Below are 14,231 nucleotides of genomic sequence, written 5' to 3' on the forward strand. Positions count from 1 at the left end.
TTCCGCATGTCCTTCGATTTCAGCAAGCTTCTCTCTGTCGCCTGGGGTGGTTGGACCACGACCTGGCCGACGCAACTGCTCGCCCTGATCTGGCTCGCCTGGCTCGCAAGCTGGGTCGGCGCCTCGTTCTGGCAAGGCCGCACCCAGAAGCAGGTGATGACGCTGGAGTCCGGGCGCTATCGCATCCCGATCCTGGTCGGCGGCATCCTGTTCACACCGTGGACCGCAGAAGTGCTCGGTGAGAAGCCGCTCTGGGTGTTCAGCAATACCGCTGTCTATATCACGGCCCTGATCGTGCTGGCCGGCATCTCCTTCACCTGGTGGGGACGGCTGCATCTCGGACAATTCTGGTCCAACACCATCACTCACAAGCAAGACCACCGCGTCATCGACACCGGCCCGTACGGCATCGTGCGCCATCCGATCTACACCGGCCTGATCCTCGGCATGCTGGTGACCGGCATCGCGGTCGGCACGGTGACTGCGATGCTCGGCGCGATCCTGATCTCGCTCGGCATGTGGCAGAAGGGCCGGATGGAAGAGGTGTTCCTGTCCAAGGAGCTCGGCGAAGACGCCTACGGCGCCTATTGCCGCCGTGTGCCGATGATCATCCCGTTCCTGGCGCCGCGGTGAAATTCAGTCTCGTGTCCCGGACGCGTTGCAATGCTCTTGCGTTGCGACGCAGAGCCGGGACCCAGATGGCGAGGCATGCACTGTCGTAAGATGGGCCCTGGCTCAGCAGCGCACCGCGGAAGGCGCGCTGCGTTGCGTCCGGGGCACGAGCGCACAGCCCGACGCGCTAAGGAACCGCCTCTCCACTCGTCCGTTAGCCCTCGACACCTGCACTGACCGCAGAGCATCGAGCATGTCCGACGCCGACGATTATTTTCGCGAGCACGCGATCGCTGCCGTCCGCAAGGCGCGGGCACTGCCGCCCGGGCAGTCGAAGCAGAAGCAGCGCACGGTGGCGCGAGTCTATCAGCTCCTGTCCAAAGAGGCTGCGCTCGCGCCGAACATCCATCATCTGGATGATTTTCGCGCTGCGCGCGGGCTGGAGCGGCAGATCGGCCGCTGATCTCCGGGCACAGCCCGTCGGCGGTCGTCCCATGCAAATTCGAACGGCTGCCATTCCACGGGAATAGAGCCCAACGGCGTGCCACACAGGTTGACGTCTGCCCCGTCAGCCAGTTGGATGCGCGCGCAAACAGGGGCTTCTCATGACTTTTTCCAGCATCTTTGCGCAGTTCGTTGCGCTCCTCGGTGGCATCGCGCTGCAATGGCGGAAGCTGTCGGGCACCGTGCCCGCGCCGGCCTGGGGCCAGTCGCCCGCCATTCCCCAAGCAAAGCCGCAAGGCGCCATCCCGACATTGAAGATGCCGACGGCGCGCGGCTGGAGCGAGGGACAGAAGCCGACGGTCGCTCCCGGGCTCAAGGTCAATGCGTTCGCGACCGGCCTCGACCATCCGCGCTGGATCGAAGTGCTGCCCAATGGCGACGTGCTGATTGCGGAAGCGACGCAGATCGCGGGCGCGCCGAGGTCGGTGTTTCATTACGCGATGCAGGCGACGATGCGGCGCGCCGCCGCGCTCGGCGTCAGCGCCAACCGCATCACGCTGCTCCGCGACAAGGACGGTGACGGCGTCGCCGAAGTCCGCGGAGCCTTCATGGAGAATCTCAGCCAGCCGTTCGGCATGGCGCTGGTCGGCGACACCTTCTATGTCGGCAACACCGATGGCGTGATGGCCTTCCCGTACGTGGCGAACGCCGACCGCATCATCGCGCCGGGCAAGCGCCTCACCACATTCAAGCCGAACGGCCACTGGACGCGCAGCCTGCTGGCAAGCCCCGACGGCAAGAAGCTTTATGCCGGCGTCGGCTCGCTCAGCAACATCGCCGAGATGGGCATGGAGGTCGAGCAAGGGCGCGCCGCTGTCTACGAGCTCGATCTCGTCGCCGGGACGCACCGCATCTTCGGCGCCGGACTGCGCAATCCGGTCGGATTGGCGTGGGAGCCAACCACGAATGTGCTCTGGACCGTCGTCAACGAGCGCGACGGCCTCGGCGACGAGACGCCGCCGGACTATCTGACCTCGGTGCGCGACGGCGGCTTCTACGGCTGGCCCTATTGCTACTGGGGCAAGACGGTGGACGATCGCGTGCCGCAGGATCCGACGCTGGTCGCCAACGCGCTCACGCCGGACTATGCGCTCGGCGGACACACCGCTTCGCTCGGCCTGTGCTGGATGCCGGCGGGTACACTGCCCGGCTTCCCGGACGGCATGGCGATCGGCCAGCACGGCTCGTGGAATCGCAGCAAGCTGTCCGGCTACAAACTGGTGTTCATCCCGTTCGAGAACGGAAAGCCCTCCGGTCCCGGTCGCGACATCCTGTCGGGCTTCCTGGCCCCGGACGAGAAGGAATCCTACGGCCGCCCGGTTGGCGTCGTGATTGGCCCCGATAAGAAGTCGCTGCTGATGGCCGACGATGTCGGCAACGTGATCTGGCGCGTGACGGGCGCTTAACGGTTACGTTCCAACGCTGAGCGTGGCGCGCTGCTTGCGGAGCAGCGCGATCACGGACAGCGCCGTGATCAGGCCGGTCTTGGGATTCTCGGACGGGATGTTCTCGATCGACATCGAGAAGCGCGCCGAATCCGCCTCGACCTCGAGGCGGTGAACGTTGCGTGTCACGGTCGGGTCGGCCCAGATCTGCACTGAGGTGCGATCCGGCCCGACACCCGCGAGCGACAGCGCGACCGCGACGTTGAGATTGGCCGGAAAACCCTTTGCAGCCTCGCGCGCGGAGCCTTCGAACAGCTTGAGCGGCTCGCGCAGATTGTCGATATCGATATTGTTCTCGACTATGAACGGTGCGCCCTTCAGCCCGTCGATCGGCTTGCGCGTCACCATCTTCACCGAATGAATGGTGCCGATGGCGGCAGCGTTGACGGCGTCGAGGCCGATCAGTGCGCCGGTCGGCACGAGGATGCGGCCGCCATTGGCGCGGGCGAGGTCGACGAGATCAAAATTATCGAGCAGCCCACCGACGCTGACGACGACCGCGGCCTTGCCGCGCTTCACCGCGGGCTCGACGATCGCGCGCAACTGGCTGCTCGGCGCGCATTCGACAACGATGTCGGCGGCGTCCCCGAGCTGATCGATCGGCATGATTTGCGGCGAATGACGCAGGCCGGAGAGGAATGTCTGATGCTTTGCGGGATCGCGCACCGCCACGGCAGAGAGAGTCAGGCCCTCGATGCCCTGATCGAGCGCGGTTGCGATCTTGGTGCCGATCGAGCCGAGCCCTGCGATGGCAACCCGCAATTCGTCCGAAGCTCGCCGTTCAGTCATCGCATCCACCCTCTCGCCAGCCGATGTCATACCCGCTCAGGCGCCGCGCGCATAGCTGCGCAGGCGCGTCTCGAGCACCGACAGCATCGCGTCGCGGGCCGGGTCGCGCGAGCCGCGCAGCCATGCGGCAGCGAGCGGCAACCGGCCGACGGGGCCGATCTGCTTGGGCCGCAGCGGCACGAAGCGCACGCCTGATACCGCCATCCGCGTGGTCCAGCGCGGCACGATCGCAACCCCGAGCTTCGTTGCGACGAGATTGATGATGGTCTGCTTCTCGTCGGCGACCTGCACGATGCGTGGCGTCAATCCGGCCTGCTCGAACAGTTTTATCGTGAGGTCGTGGCTGTGCGGCCGCGAGCGGCGGTCCGGCACCAGCATCGCCTCGTCGGCGATCTGGGACAGCGTGATCGCCTTGCGTTCGGCGAGCGCGTGGCGCTGCGGGAACGCCACAATGGCTGTCTCCTGCAGGAGATCGCGGAATTCGAGCCGCTTGTCCCGCTGATGGGGCGGACGCACGAAGGCGAGATCGAGCGCGCCCGTCAAAATCTTTGGCAGCAGCCGCACCGTCTTGTCCTCGAGAAGCTGCACCGCGACCTCCGGATGCTTTGCGCGAAAATCGCGGAGTAACGTCGGCAAAAGTCCTGCTGCGGCACTGTCGATGGCACCGACCCGGAGTTTTCGAGCAGCCCCCGCGCGCGAGCGATTGCGCAGATTGCTCTCGACCGCCTCGACGCGGGCGAGGATGGCACGGGCATCGCGCAGCAGAGTCGCGCCATCTTCCGTCAGCGACACCGCACGCGTCGTCCGCGCGAACAGCCGCGTGCCCAGATCCTCCTCAAGCAGCCTGATCTGGCGGCCGAGCGCGGAAGGCAGCATCTGGAGATGCTGCGCCGCGCGGCCGAAATGCAACTGCTCGGCCGCCGCCACGAAGCATCGAAGCTGATGCAATTCCATTCCCTATCCTCTCGTCCCGCTCCCCCGAGACGATTATATCATTTTTTTGTATAAACCAGCGCCAATTGAGTCCCGGGCCTTCCTCCGCCTAGGCTCCTTGTCGGCATGGACCACCGGGTCTGCCGATAACGAGAAAAACGGGACAGGGAGGCTGGGATGGCGAGCGAGATTCAGACGCGCGTGCTGCGCAAGATCACATGGCGCATCGTTCCGTTCATCATGCTGCTCTACTTCGTGGCCTTCATCGACCGCGTCAATATCGGCTTCGCTTCGCTGACGATGAACAAGGACATCGGCCTGTCGCCGACCGTCTACGGTTTTGGCGCCGGCATCTTCTTCTGGGGCTACTTCCTGTTCGAGGTGCCCTCCAACATCATCCTGCACAAGGTCGGTGCGCGGATCTGGATCGCGCGGGTGATGATCACCTGGGGCATCGTCTCGGCCGCGATGGCCTTCGTGCAGGGCCCGACCAGCTTCTATGTGCTTCGCTTCCTGCTCGGCGTCGCCGAGGCCGGGTTCTTTCCCGGCATCATCCTCTATCTCTCCTACTGGTTCCCAGCGCGCCAGCGTGCCGCGGTGACCGCGCTGTTCATGGCGGCGGCGCCGCTCTCGACCGTGCTGGGCTCGCCAGTCTCCGGCGCGCTCCTGGAGATGGACGGAATGCTCGGCTTCAAGGGCTGGCAATGGCTGTTCGTGCTGGAAGCGTTTCCGGCCGTGCTGCTCGGCTTCGTCGTGCTGGCATTCCTCACCGACCGCCCGGAGAAAGCCAAATGGCTCGCGGATGACGAGCGGCGCTGGCTGGTCGAGACCATGAACGTAGAGAGCACCCGCAAGGCTGCGACCTCGAAGCATAGCATCTGGCGCGGGCTCGCCGATCCGCGCGTGCTGGCGCTGGCGCTGATCTATTTCGGCACTTCGGCCGGCCTCTACACGCTCGGCGTCTGGGCGCCGCAGATCATCAAGCAGTTCGGCCTGTCCACGCTCCAGGTCGGGTTCCTCAATGCGCTGCCGGCGAGCGCCGCCGTCGTCGCCATGGTGCTGTGGGCGCGGCATTCGGACCGCACGGGCGAACGCACCTGGCACGTCGTGCTGGCCTGCCTGCTCGCGGCCGCGGGGCTTGCCTTTGCCGGACTTGCGACCGGCGTCGTGACCGTGCTGGTCGCGCTGACACTCGTCAATATCGGCATCTCCTCGGCAAAACCGCCGCTCTGGAGCATGCCGACGCTGTTCCTGTCGGGCCCTGCGGCCGCAGCCGGCATCGCCACGATCAATTCGATCGGCAATCTCGGCGGCTTCGTCGGTCCCGCCATGATCGGGTGGATCAAGGAGCAAACCGGCAGCTTCGTCGGCGGGCTCTACTTCGTCGCCGGCCTGCTCGTTCTCTCCGCGGTCCTGACCCTGCTATTGTCGCGCGTGAAGACCGCGCCGGTCGAACTCGTCACACAATCCCATTGATATCTGAAACGGAGCACCCCATGCGCACCCATTCGATTGCAGCGATCCCCGCCGACGGCATCGGCCCCGAAGTCATCTCCGCCGGCGTTCGCGTGCTGGAGGCGCTGGCCAAACGCAGCGGCGATCTCGCCTTCAACATCAAAACCTTCGACTGGGGCTCGGACTATTACAAGAAGCACGGCCTGATGATGCCGGCTGACGGCCTTGCCGAGCTCAAGAAATTCGACGCGATCTATTTCGGCGCGGTCGGCGCGCCCGACGTGCCCGATCACATCACGCTGTGGGGCCTGCGGCTGCCGATCTGCCAGGGCTTTGACCAATACGCCAATGTGCGGCCGACCAAGATCTTGCCGGGCGTCGCCTCGCCGCTGCGCAATGTCGGCGTCGGCGATCTCGACTGGGTGATCGTGCGCGAGAATTCGGAGGGCGAGTATGCCGGCATGGGCGGCCGCGCCCACAGGGGTCTCCCCGAGGAGGTCGGCACCGAGGTCGCGGTGTTCACCCGAGTCGGCGTGACGCGGATCATGCGCTACGCGTTCAAGCTCGCGCAGTCGCGGCCGCGCAAATTCCTGACGGTCGTGACCAAGTCGAACGCTCAGCGGCACGGCATGGTGATGTGGGACGAGATCGCCGCCGAGGTCGCGGCCGAATTCCCTGATGTCACCTGGGACAAGATGCTGGTCGACGCCATGACCGTGCGCATGACGCTGCATCCCAAGAGCCTCGACACCATCGTGGCGACCAACCTGCACGCCGACATCCTCTCCGACCTCGCCGGCGCGCTGGCCGGCAGCCTCGGGGTGGCGCCGACCGGCAACATCGATCCGGAGCGCCGCTTCCCCTCGATGTTCGAGCCGATCCACGGTTCGGCCTTCGACATCACCGGCAAGGGCATCGCCAACCCGGTCGCGACGTTCTGGACCGGCGCGCAGATGCTGGAGCATCTCGGCGAGAAGGACGCTGCAATTCGATTGATGGCGGCCGTCGAACGCGTCTGCGCGGCCGGCGTCCTGACGCCCGATGTCGGCGGCAAGGCGACGACACGGGAAGTGACCGACGCCGTGATCGACGCGATCCACGGATCGAACGCTTAAGATCGCAGCCTCTAATTGAGGTTAGTCTTGCGGCAGATTCGCTGCACTTCTCCCGCTTGCGGGGGAGGTCGACGCGCGAAGCGCGGCGGGTGAGGGCCCTCTCCTCTCGGGGTTCTCGATCGCGGAGGCACCCTCTCCCCACGCCGCTCCCGCACGGGAGAGGGAGCGCACCGCCGCCGTGGTCGCGATGAGACCAGGCTTCTACCTCCGCCCAGCAGGCGGAGTTGCCATCGCCGCAGCCGGCGCGGGCGGCGCCAGATGGCGCGGGACGATGATGGACTGGCCGGGGGTGAGCTGTGCGTTCTCCGCCAGCGAATTGCTCTGCGCGAGCGACCACAGCGGCACGCGATTAGCTGCGGCGATGCTCTCCATGGTGTCGCCCCGGCGCACCGGTAGACGCACGCCGCTATCCCACAATTCGACCAGCGTATTCGCAGGCACGAGATAACGCAGCGGCACGGCATCGATTTGAGTCTGGGGCGGGATCCGCGGCAACTGCGTGACCATCTCGATGATCTGACGATGGATGTCGTCGGACTTCTCGATGTTGATGTGCGAGACCCGCGAATTCTCCTTCAGGTCGTAGCTCGCATAATGACCGCGATAGCCCGGCACGGCCACCACGTTGCCTCCGCCGAGCACGCTGTCGGAGAGAAAGATGTTGATGAAGCGCTCGACATTGAGCGGCACGTCGCCGGTCGCATGCGCGGGATCGATGGTGATGACGAGGCTGATCGGGATGTTCTCCTTGGCCGCCATCTCGGAGATGACGATCGAGCACAGCCCCCCCATCGAATGCCCGATCAGCACGATCGGAGCCGGTGCCTCCTTGTAGCTGGAGATAGCGCGGTCACCGATCCATCGGCAGATGGTGAATTCATAGACGTTGGCCGAAAAGCCGGCCTGCGTCAGCTTCTCTTCGAGCCGGTCCATGCCGGTGGAGAAGAACGGCCCCATGGCGCCACGAAAGAGGTAGATTTTCGGCGGCGCCAATGGCTCGAACGGTGGGGGCGGTGGCGCGGCGGGTGCGGCCGGAATGGGCTTCGATTTGGCGGGTGAGGCAACGGCCATGCCGGGGCTTAGGGCGAGCAGCGCAACCGCTGCCAGTACGACTGGTCGCCTCAAATCCATCATCAGTCCAGCAGTCCCACCACGGGAGGCAGCAACCTCCCCCGGGGGCTTAGTGACCACCGATTGGGTGGATTTTGGGGCACGGAACCGGCTCCTGCGGAAACTCGACCACGCGCCTCGCTTTTGCCGGGGGCCGTCCGCGAGCTTAAAGCGGCAGAAGCAAGCTGCACCACAAGCCGGAGTTGGCCCGCAACGCGTTCGAGGAAGGGCTGCGTTATGTTCGCCGGTGCAGACATTCTTTCGCACCACCTCGCGTGATGTCGAAATCGGCGGCGGCATGATCCCTGCACACCGCAAGGTGCTGCTGTTGATGGCCTCCGTCAATCGCGACCCCGCGCGCTGGGACAGACCAGACCGCTTCGACGTCGAACGGCTCGCGACCGGGCATGTCGGTTTCGGCGCCGGCATCCACGCCTGCGTCGGCCAGATGATCGCACGTCTGGAGGGCGAATTGATCTTCAGCGAGCTCGCAAGGCGCGTGAAGACCATCGAGCTCACGGCAGAGCCGAGGCGCAGACTTAATAATTCCCTGCGTGGGCTTGAGAGTATGCCCGTGCGGGTGACGGCCGCCTAGAACGGATTGACGTAATTGGTGATCGCAATCTGGCGCAGCAGCACCTTGCGGATGATATGCGCCAGCTTAACGTGTTCGGTATAAATCGCCGCATCGCCGGTGCTGCCGGCCGGCAGTGCCGCGCAGTCGCTTCGTCGAGCGGTCCAGAGCGTGCCGTCATTGTCGAAAGTCGCGATGCGCTGCTCGACGGGACAAGTCGCCGCCGCCTTGCGTCATGACGCGCGTGACGAAATCGGTAATGGACCTTTTTGACCGCGCCGTCGTTCCAGGACGGCAGCGGATCAGACTGGGCGAGCGCGAGAGGGGCCGCGACGACGACCAGCCACGCCACGAACGAGGGCTTGCCGGACGCCAACACGGAGAAATGCAACATCGAATCGCCCTGTCGAGTTCGAGGCCGCGCAAAACGAAGTCATCCGGCCCGCCCGTGGGCGAGCCGGATTCGATGCAGCGTCGCTTACTTGATCCCGCGCTGCTGAAGCTGCTGCTCGATCATCTGATTCACGCCCGAGCGGATCTTGTCGATGCTCTGCGCCCGTTGACCGGCCTTCGCCCTGTTGTCCTTGATGTCGTCGAGTTGCTTCTCGAGGATCGTTGCCGGCACGAAACTCGGCGGGAACGAACGTGGCGGAAACTCCTTGAACGTCATTACAAAGGCCCCGACGTCGTCCATGGCACCATAGACCTGCCCGACGTGGTTCAACTGCCAGTCCCAGAAGGTGTTGGACGTGATATCGGCGCGTTCGAATGGATCCTGCAACAGATTGAAAATCTTCTGCAGGCGCAGTTTGGTGAACGGTTCCGCCCACACCTGCATCGTGCCGGGAGATCGCTGTTCGGCGTAGACGTACTTGTAGTCGCCCTTGCGCAGCGCCACCAGCAGGCCGTCGTCGTCCGCATAGAAGAACTTGTCGCGCGCGCTCTTGGTCCCGTTGTTGTTTCCGGCGGTACCGCTGACACCGCGCAGGAAAGCCGTCTGGTCGAACCCGTCGAGATGCACTTTGTAATTGACGCCGTTGGCGGTGTAACCGGCCTTGAGTTTGTTGACGATATCGGGCTCGCCCGCGGCCGCGCAAAACGTGGGAATCCAGTCGTTGTGGCTCATCAACTCGTTGGTAACCGTGGCGGGCTTGATCACGCCGGGCCAGCGGACCAGACATGGCACCCGGAAGGCACCCTCCCAATTGGTGTTCTTCTCCGAACGGAACCAGGTCATGGCACCGTCCGGCCACGAGTTCATGTGGGGGCCGTTGTCGCTCGAATAGACGACGATGGTGTCGTTCGCGAGCCCCATGTCGTCCAGCGCCTTGAGCAAGCTACCCACGGTGTCGTCGTGCTCCAGCATGCCGTCGATGTACTCGCTGTCGCCGTGGGTGTAGCGGCCTCGATGATCGGTGCGCACATGCGTGCGAAGATGCATGCGCGTTGCATTGAACCAGCAGAAAAACGGCTTGCCTGCCGATTTCTGCCGATTGATGAAATCGATCGCCGCGGCCGAGGTTTCGTCGTCGATCGTTTCCATGCGCTTCTTGGTGAGCGCTCCGGTATCTTCGATGGTCTGCTTGCCGATCTTGCCGAAGCGCGGATCGACGGTGGGATCGTCGCGGTCGGTCGCCTTGCATTTTAGAACGCCCCGCGGGCCAAACTTGGCGAGGTAGGACGGTTCCTTCGGATAGTCCGGCAGTTCCGGCTCTTCCTCGGCGTTGAGATGGTAGAGATTGCCGAAAAACTCGTCGAAGCCGTTCACGGTCGGCAGCGACTCGTTGCGATCGCCGACGTGGTTCTTGCCGAACTGCCCGGTTACATAGCCGAGGTTCTTCAAGAGCCCGCCGATCGAGGGATCGAACTGGCTCATGCCCATCGGGGCACCGGGAAAGCCGACCTTGGTCAGTCCGCTGCGGATGCCATGCTGGCCGGTCAGAAAGGCGGCGCGACCCGCCGTGCATGACTGCTCGCCATAGTAATGGAGAAACTTGATCCCCTCACGGCCGATACGATCGATGCTCGGCGTCTCGTAGCCCATCAGGCCATTCGAATAGGCGCTGATGTTCGCGACACCGACATCGTCGCCCCAGATCACCAGAATATTGGGTTTGCGGCCGGACGCCGGCGCAGCAGGCGCCGGTGCCGGAGCGGTCGCGGCCGGCGCGGCTTTCTGGGCTTGCGCCAAGGCACTGGAAGTCAGCGCCGCCGCTGCCACCAGGGTGGATGTTCCCAGCAGGATATTGCGACGATTGACGGCACAGCTGCTGGTATCGTCCGTGACGCCTTCGCTATGGTTTTTATTCTTATCTTCGCTGGACATTTCAACTCTCCGCTGGTTGCACGACCGCAAAAATCAACAGGTAGGTGAGCTCCTGACGACGCACCTGAACCCAAGGTGGCTGGTGGAGGTATCGATCGCCTCGGCATGCCGCGCCGCCGGGCGATAACGGCGGCAATAGTTTGGCGCGCACAGATGCGAACCGCCCTTGATCACCTTGCGCGGAATTTTGATATTCGGTTGGCTATGGTCGAAGCTCGCCTCTTCGCGACCGCCGCGCGGGTTTTCCGGAATGCAACACGACTTCGGCGCGTCGGCCTCGTGCTTCGGAGAATACCAATCGGCCGTCCATTCCCAGACGTTGCCGATCATGTCGTGGACACCGTAACCGTTCGACGGAAAAGCCGTCACCGGCGAGGTGCGCTCGTAGCCGTCGGCGTTGAGGTTCTGTCCGGGAAATTCACCCTGCCAGGTGTTGGCCATATGTGCGCCGCCGGGCAGAAATTCGTCACCCCAGGCAAACTCGGCGCCGTCGATGCCGCCGCGTGCGCAAAATTCCCATTCGGCCTCGGTCGGCAGATCCTTGCCCGCCCATTGCGCGTAGGCGAGCGCGTCGGAGAACGACACATGCACGACCGGATGGTGATCGAGCACATTGATGTTGCTCTTCGGCCCATACGGGTGGCGCCAGTCGGCGCCTTTCATGAAATCCCACCACTGGCTCCAGTCGCGCAAATTAGCCACCCGTGGCGGCGGCGAGAACACCAGCGAGCCGGCGTAGAGCATGTGCGGCAGCGCGCCGGGATAATCCTTCGGGTCGGGCGGAATCTCGGCAAACGTCCGGTGGCCAGTCGCCCTGATGAATTCCTTGAACTGGAGGTTCGTCACCGGTGTGCGGTCGATCCAGAAGCCATCCACCGTCACGCGGTGGACCGGCGCCTCTTCGGGATAATGATGGTTCGATCCCATACGGAACGTGCCGCCGGGAATCCGAACCATCTCATTGGTCCGGCTATCCTGCAACGGTCGTTCGTTCAGCCCGATCTCGGTACGCAGCAACGTCATGGCGCCGGCTCCAGACGATGGCCCGCTACCGGCAGTAGTCCCAGAAGCCCTGCGTGCGCGATGGGTCCGTGTAGTACCAGCACATGCCTGGAGCGGGAGCAGCGCCCGCCCAAGCAGCGGCCGTAGCGGCGGTTACAAAGCCGATCGCAGCGCCGGCAGCGATGGCTCCGCCCCTGGGCCAATAGTACCGACCGGGCCGTGCCCAGTGTACGCCGCCACCGGCATAGCCCGGACGCACTACGGCGCCCCGGCGCACCACGGTGCGGCTTGCCACGCCGCCGCGCGGCCCTACGACGGTGGTCCGGCGCACCGCGCCGCCACCGCGACGCACAACGACGTCGATGAGAGAACTCTCCTGCTTGATCTGGTATCCCAGCACACCGGCTGGGCCGGCATTGATGGCGGAGGCCGTCGGCCCGGTGACCGCAAGGACCGTCAGGCCAAGAGCGATTGCTACGCTCGAACGGCGGATTACCGTTATTTTTACAAGACTTCTTACGACCGATCGCATTTCAGACGCCCTTCCATATTTCAGTCTTAAGTTGAACCACCGCGCGTATTGGCCAGTATCCTTTCCCGACTTCTTTTGGATTGCCATGGGTTTTCAGCGTAACAGAAGTCCGCGCGCATGTGATGTACGATTTGTGCCATTTTTTAGCACTCGCTCTAAAATTGAGATATCGTTGTCGCGTCGGAATGTCGCATAGAAATAACCGGACTCCGATTTGCGATCATGCATTGCGCCTTGGGGAATCGAGGTAGGCAAATGCGACATCGTGTTACCGCCGCACTTGCGGTCGGCGCGCTGCTTTGCCTGAACGATGCACCGGCCAACGCGGCCGAAGGCGGCATCGGCGCCTACCTATGGGATCGCGCTCGAACGGCGCCGGAGTGGGCAGTACAAATATCTCAGCGGGCCGCGGTCCTCGGCTCGTTCAAGGGACGTGTGGTCGCGCTCAGCGGCGCCATTGGCTACACGTTTGAAATCGGCAAGCTGCCGGTCTCGACGCGGCTCAAGGTCTATCGCGAGTTCGACGTCGTCAACCATCTGGAGGGAACGGCGGGCTTTCTTCACGGTGTCGTTGCCGCTCGCCATCGACACCTCGGTTTCATCCGCCTCCACGGGGAAAGCCCTCAAGGCAAGGTTCTGAGATCGGACAGAACCGATGGGGCACAGTTCACACCGATACAAGTTCGGAGCCTCGAAAGCTTCGAACAGCTCGAGAACGCGGTCCGCGGCTCTCAGAGAAACATCGTGCAAATCGACCGCGGACGCATGCGCAGTCAACTCACCCACACCCGCACGCGACGAGCATCACGGCAGGTACGAAGGAAGCGCGTCGTTTGCGGTCATCTCGTTTTCGTCGGGCCGGTGGCCTTTCAGCGAAGGCGATTGTGTGACGTTCGCTCCGCTATCCAAAACGGCGATCCAGCTAGTTCCTGGCCGGAGCCATTGCCGCCGCCGACCGTGCCGGCCTGGGCCTGCCGGGCTCGGCAACCGGAGCAGGTGCGCGCGAGTGCATGATTGCGGCGTCGATCTCGGCAATCACGCGGCGCTGGATCGCCTCGTTCTTGTCGATCGAGATGTGGCCGACGCCGGACCCGCGGACGTCGACATTGTCGAGCTTGCCGCGGAAACCGTCCGCGCGCTTCACCGGTTCGCCGGGGCCGTCGCCGATATAGATGTTGATGTAGCGCTCCGCGCCGGTCGAGAGCTTGGTCTTGAACACGGAGTCGAGCCCGATCGCGAGCTTCACGGGAACGCCAAGACGGTTGAGCTTGGCGATCATGTCCGGCAGCGCGGTCGCGCCGGAGGAGTGCCCGACCAGCACGATGGTCTTGAGCCGGCCGGCCTTGTAGGCGATGGCGGCTTCATCCGCGAGCGAGGACCAGGACACGAAGTTCGAGACGGTCACCGGGATGCCCTGCGCCTGGAGCCGGGCGCCGATCGTATCGAGCCCGAGCGAGAAGATGTTGAGCACGCCGCGGAGCAGGTAGACATGCGTGGTCGCGGCCGCGGACTGGCTCGGAGCCGCGTGGGCGGTGGTCGGGCTCATGGCAACAGCTGACAGCAGGAGCAGGCTCATCGCCCATACACGGAGAGCGGACAACTGGCTGGTGCCGGCGGTGTGACGGCCGTTCGGTCTCATCGATCTTTTCCCCGGGGAATACGCTTCGCGATTGGCCGGAATCGTAGCCATGGCCTGCTCGCAGACGCAACAAAGAGCCGCGTGAACAACGATCTTAGCAGCAAGCCGTGACCATCGCGCAACACTTGCCCGAAACCTGCCACGGAAGGGCCTGCTTTGAGACCATTTTTCTCTCGGCAATTGCAGCCGGTCAAG

General features: G+C 64.1%; 13 protein-coding genes and 2 pseudogenes. 6 read left to right on the plus strand and 9 right to left on the minus strand.

The annotated features are described in order from the left end of the window. The first annotated feature begins 6 nt into the window (after positions 1-6). The 3 genes from IVB27_RS07250 (at position 7) to IVB27_RS07260 (ending at position 2,522) form a co-directional block, all read left to right on the plus strand. Positions 7-633 carry a methyltransferase family protein gene (locus tag IVB27_RS07250; RefSeq protein WP_247347659.1) on the plus strand — a complete coding sequence of 209 codons (627 nt, stop codon included), beginning with the start codon at positions 7-9 and terminating at the stop codon, positions 631-633. 232 nt (positions 634-865) lie between these two features. Beyond that, positions 866-1,075 carry a hypothetical protein gene (locus tag IVB27_RS07255; protein ID WP_247442453.1) on the plus strand — a complete coding sequence of 70 codons (210 nt, stop codon included), beginning with the start codon at positions 866-868 and terminating at the stop codon, positions 1,073-1,075. A 142-nt stretch (positions 1,076-1,217) separates the two neighbouring features. Next, complete coding sequence (locus tag IVB27_RS07260) at positions 1,218-2,522, plus strand: PQQ-dependent sugar dehydrogenase (RefSeq protein ID WP_247442463.1); 1,305 nt, start codon at positions 1,218-1,220, stop codon at positions 2,520-2,522. Between the two features lie 3 nt (positions 2,523-2,525). On the opposite strand, the gene IVB27_RS07265 is transcribed toward IVB27_RS07260, so the two are convergent. Both IVB27_RS07265 and IVB27_RS07270 read right to left on the minus strand, forming a co-directional pair. Further along, positions 2,526-3,350 (minus strand): aspartate dehydrogenase, encoded by an 825-nt coding sequence (locus tag IVB27_RS07265; protein ID WP_247442465.1) that lies wholly within the window; start codon positions 3,348-3,350, stop codon positions 2,526-2,528. Positions 3,351-3,386: 36 nt separating this feature from the next. Next, entirely contained in the window at positions 3,387-4,304 is a 918-nt protein-coding gene (locus IVB27_RS07270; RefSeq protein WP_247442467.1) for a LysR substrate-binding domain-containing protein, read from the minus strand. 156 nt (positions 4,305-4,460) lie between these two features. Between IVB27_RS07270 and IVB27_RS07275 the strand changes: the two genes are divergently transcribed. After that, on the plus strand, positions 4,461-5,759 hold the full coding sequence (locus tag IVB27_RS07275; RefSeq protein WP_247442468.1) for an MFS transporter: 1,299 nt from the start codon (positions 4,461-4,463) through the stop codon (positions 5,757-5,759). A 20-nt stretch (positions 5,760-5,779) separates the two neighbouring features. Next, positions 5,780-6,853, plus strand: a complete 1,074-nt coding sequence (locus tag IVB27_RS07280; protein ID WP_247442470.1) for a tartrate dehydrogenase — start codon at positions 5,780-5,782, stop codon at positions 6,851-6,853. 201 nt (positions 6,854-7,054) lie between these two features. On the opposite strand, the gene IVB27_RS07285 is transcribed toward IVB27_RS07280, so the two are convergent. Beyond that, a complete protein-coding gene (locus tag IVB27_RS07285; protein WP_247442472.1) occupies positions 7,055-7,987 on the minus strand; it encodes a LysM peptidoglycan-binding domain-containing protein in 933 nt (310 codons plus the stop codon). A 158-nt stretch (positions 7,988-8,145) separates the two neighbouring features. Between IVB27_RS07285 and IVB27_RS07290 the strand changes: the two are divergent. Further along, positions 8,146-8,558 (plus strand): annotated as a pseudogene (locus IVB27_RS07290) (cytochrome P450); the annotation flags it as partial. Here the strand turns inward: IVB27_RS07290 and IVB27_RS07295 are convergent. The 6 genes and pseudogenes from IVB27_RS07295 to IVB27_RS07320 all read right to left on the minus strand — a co-directional run. Then, positions 8,555-8,680: pseudogene (locus IVB27_RS07295) on the minus strand (efflux transporter periplasmic adaptor subunit); the annotation flags it as partial. The pseudogenes IVB27_RS07290 and IVB27_RS07295 sit on opposite strands and share 4 nt — an antisense overlap. Positions 8,681-9,015: 335 nt before the next feature. Beyond that, the gene (locus tag IVB27_RS07300; protein WP_247442480.1) at positions 9,016-10,863 is read right to left on the minus strand and encodes an arylsulfatase; all 1,848 of its coding nucleotides are present in this window, start codon (positions 10,861-10,863) and stop codon (positions 9,016-9,018) included. Between the two features lie 33 nt (positions 10,864-10,896). Then, the gene (locus tag IVB27_RS07305) at positions 10,897-11,886 is read right to left on the minus strand and encodes a formylglycine-generating enzyme family protein (protein ID WP_524536465.1); all 990 of its coding nucleotides are present in this window, start codon (positions 11,884-11,886) and stop codon (positions 10,897-10,899) included. Positions 11,887-11,911: 25 nt separating this feature from the next. Then, positions 11,912-12,397: a hypothetical protein gene (locus tag IVB27_RS07310; RefSeq protein WP_247442483.1), complete on the minus strand. Its 486-nt coding sequence runs from the start codon at positions 12,395-12,397 to the stop codon at positions 11,912-11,914. A 351-nt stretch (positions 12,398-12,748) separates the two neighbouring features. Then, the gene (locus tag IVB27_RS07315; protein ID WP_247442485.1) at positions 12,749-13,009 is read right to left on the minus strand and encodes a hypothetical protein; all 261 of its coding nucleotides are present in this window, start codon (positions 13,007-13,009) and stop codon (positions 12,749-12,751) included. 310 nt (positions 13,010-13,319) lie between these two features. Beyond that, complete coding sequence (locus tag IVB27_RS07320) at positions 13,320-14,036, minus strand: hypothetical protein (protein ID WP_247347676.1); 717 nt, start codon at positions 14,034-14,036, stop codon at positions 13,320-13,322. Positions 14,037-14,231: the final 195 nt, after the last annotated feature.

This window comes from Bradyrhizobium sp. 197 (assembly GCF_023073375.1).
Taxonomy (GTDB): Bacteria; Pseudomonadota; Alphaproteobacteria; order Rhizobiales; family Xanthobacteraceae; genus Bradyrhizobium.

Coding starts and splice junctions, on each gene's coding strand:
- IVB27_RS07250 (WP_247347659.1), top strand. CDS start 7: ATGTCCTTCGATTTCAGCAAGCTTCTCTCTGTCGCCTGGGGTGGTTGG.
- IVB27_RS07255 (WP_247442453.1), top strand. CDS start 866: ATGTCCGACGCCGACGATTATTTTCGCGAGCACGCGATCGCTGCCGTC.
- IVB27_RS07260 (WP_247442463.1), top strand. CDS start 1,218: ATGACTTTTTCCAGCATCTTTGCGCAGTTCGTTGCGCTCCTCGGTGGC.
- IVB27_RS07265 (WP_247442465.1), bottom strand. CDS start 3,350: ATGACTGAACGGCGAGCTTCGGACGAATTGCGGGTTGCCATCGCAGGG.
- IVB27_RS07270 (WP_247442467.1), bottom strand. CDS start 4,304: ATGGAATTGCATCAGCTTCGATGCTTCGTGGCGGCGGCCGAGCAGTTG.
- IVB27_RS07275 (WP_247442468.1), top strand. CDS start 4,461: ATGGCGAGCGAGATTCAGACGCGCGTGCTGCGCAAGATCACATGGCGC.
- IVB27_RS07280 (WP_247442470.1), top strand. CDS start 5,780: ATGCGCACCCATTCGATTGCAGCGATCCCCGCCGACGGCATCGGCCCC.
- IVB27_RS07285 (WP_247442472.1), bottom strand. CDS start 7,987: ATGATGGATTTGAGGCGACCAGTCGTACTGGCAGCGGTTGCGCTGCTC.
- IVB27_RS07300 (WP_247442480.1), bottom strand. CDS start 10,863: ATGTCCAGCGAAGATAAGAATAAAAACCATAGCGAAGGCGTCACGGAC.
- IVB27_RS07305 (WP_524536465.1), bottom strand. CDS start 11,886: ATGACGTTGCTGCGTACCGAGATCGGGCTGAACGAACGACCGTTGCAG.
- IVB27_RS07310 (WP_247442483.1), bottom strand. CDS start 12,397: ATGCGATCGGTCGTAAGAAGTCTTGTAAAAATAACGGTAATCCGCCGT.
- IVB27_RS07320 (WP_247347676.1), bottom strand. CDS start 14,036: ATGAGACCGAACGGCCGTCACACCGCCGGCACCAGCCAGTTGTCCGCT.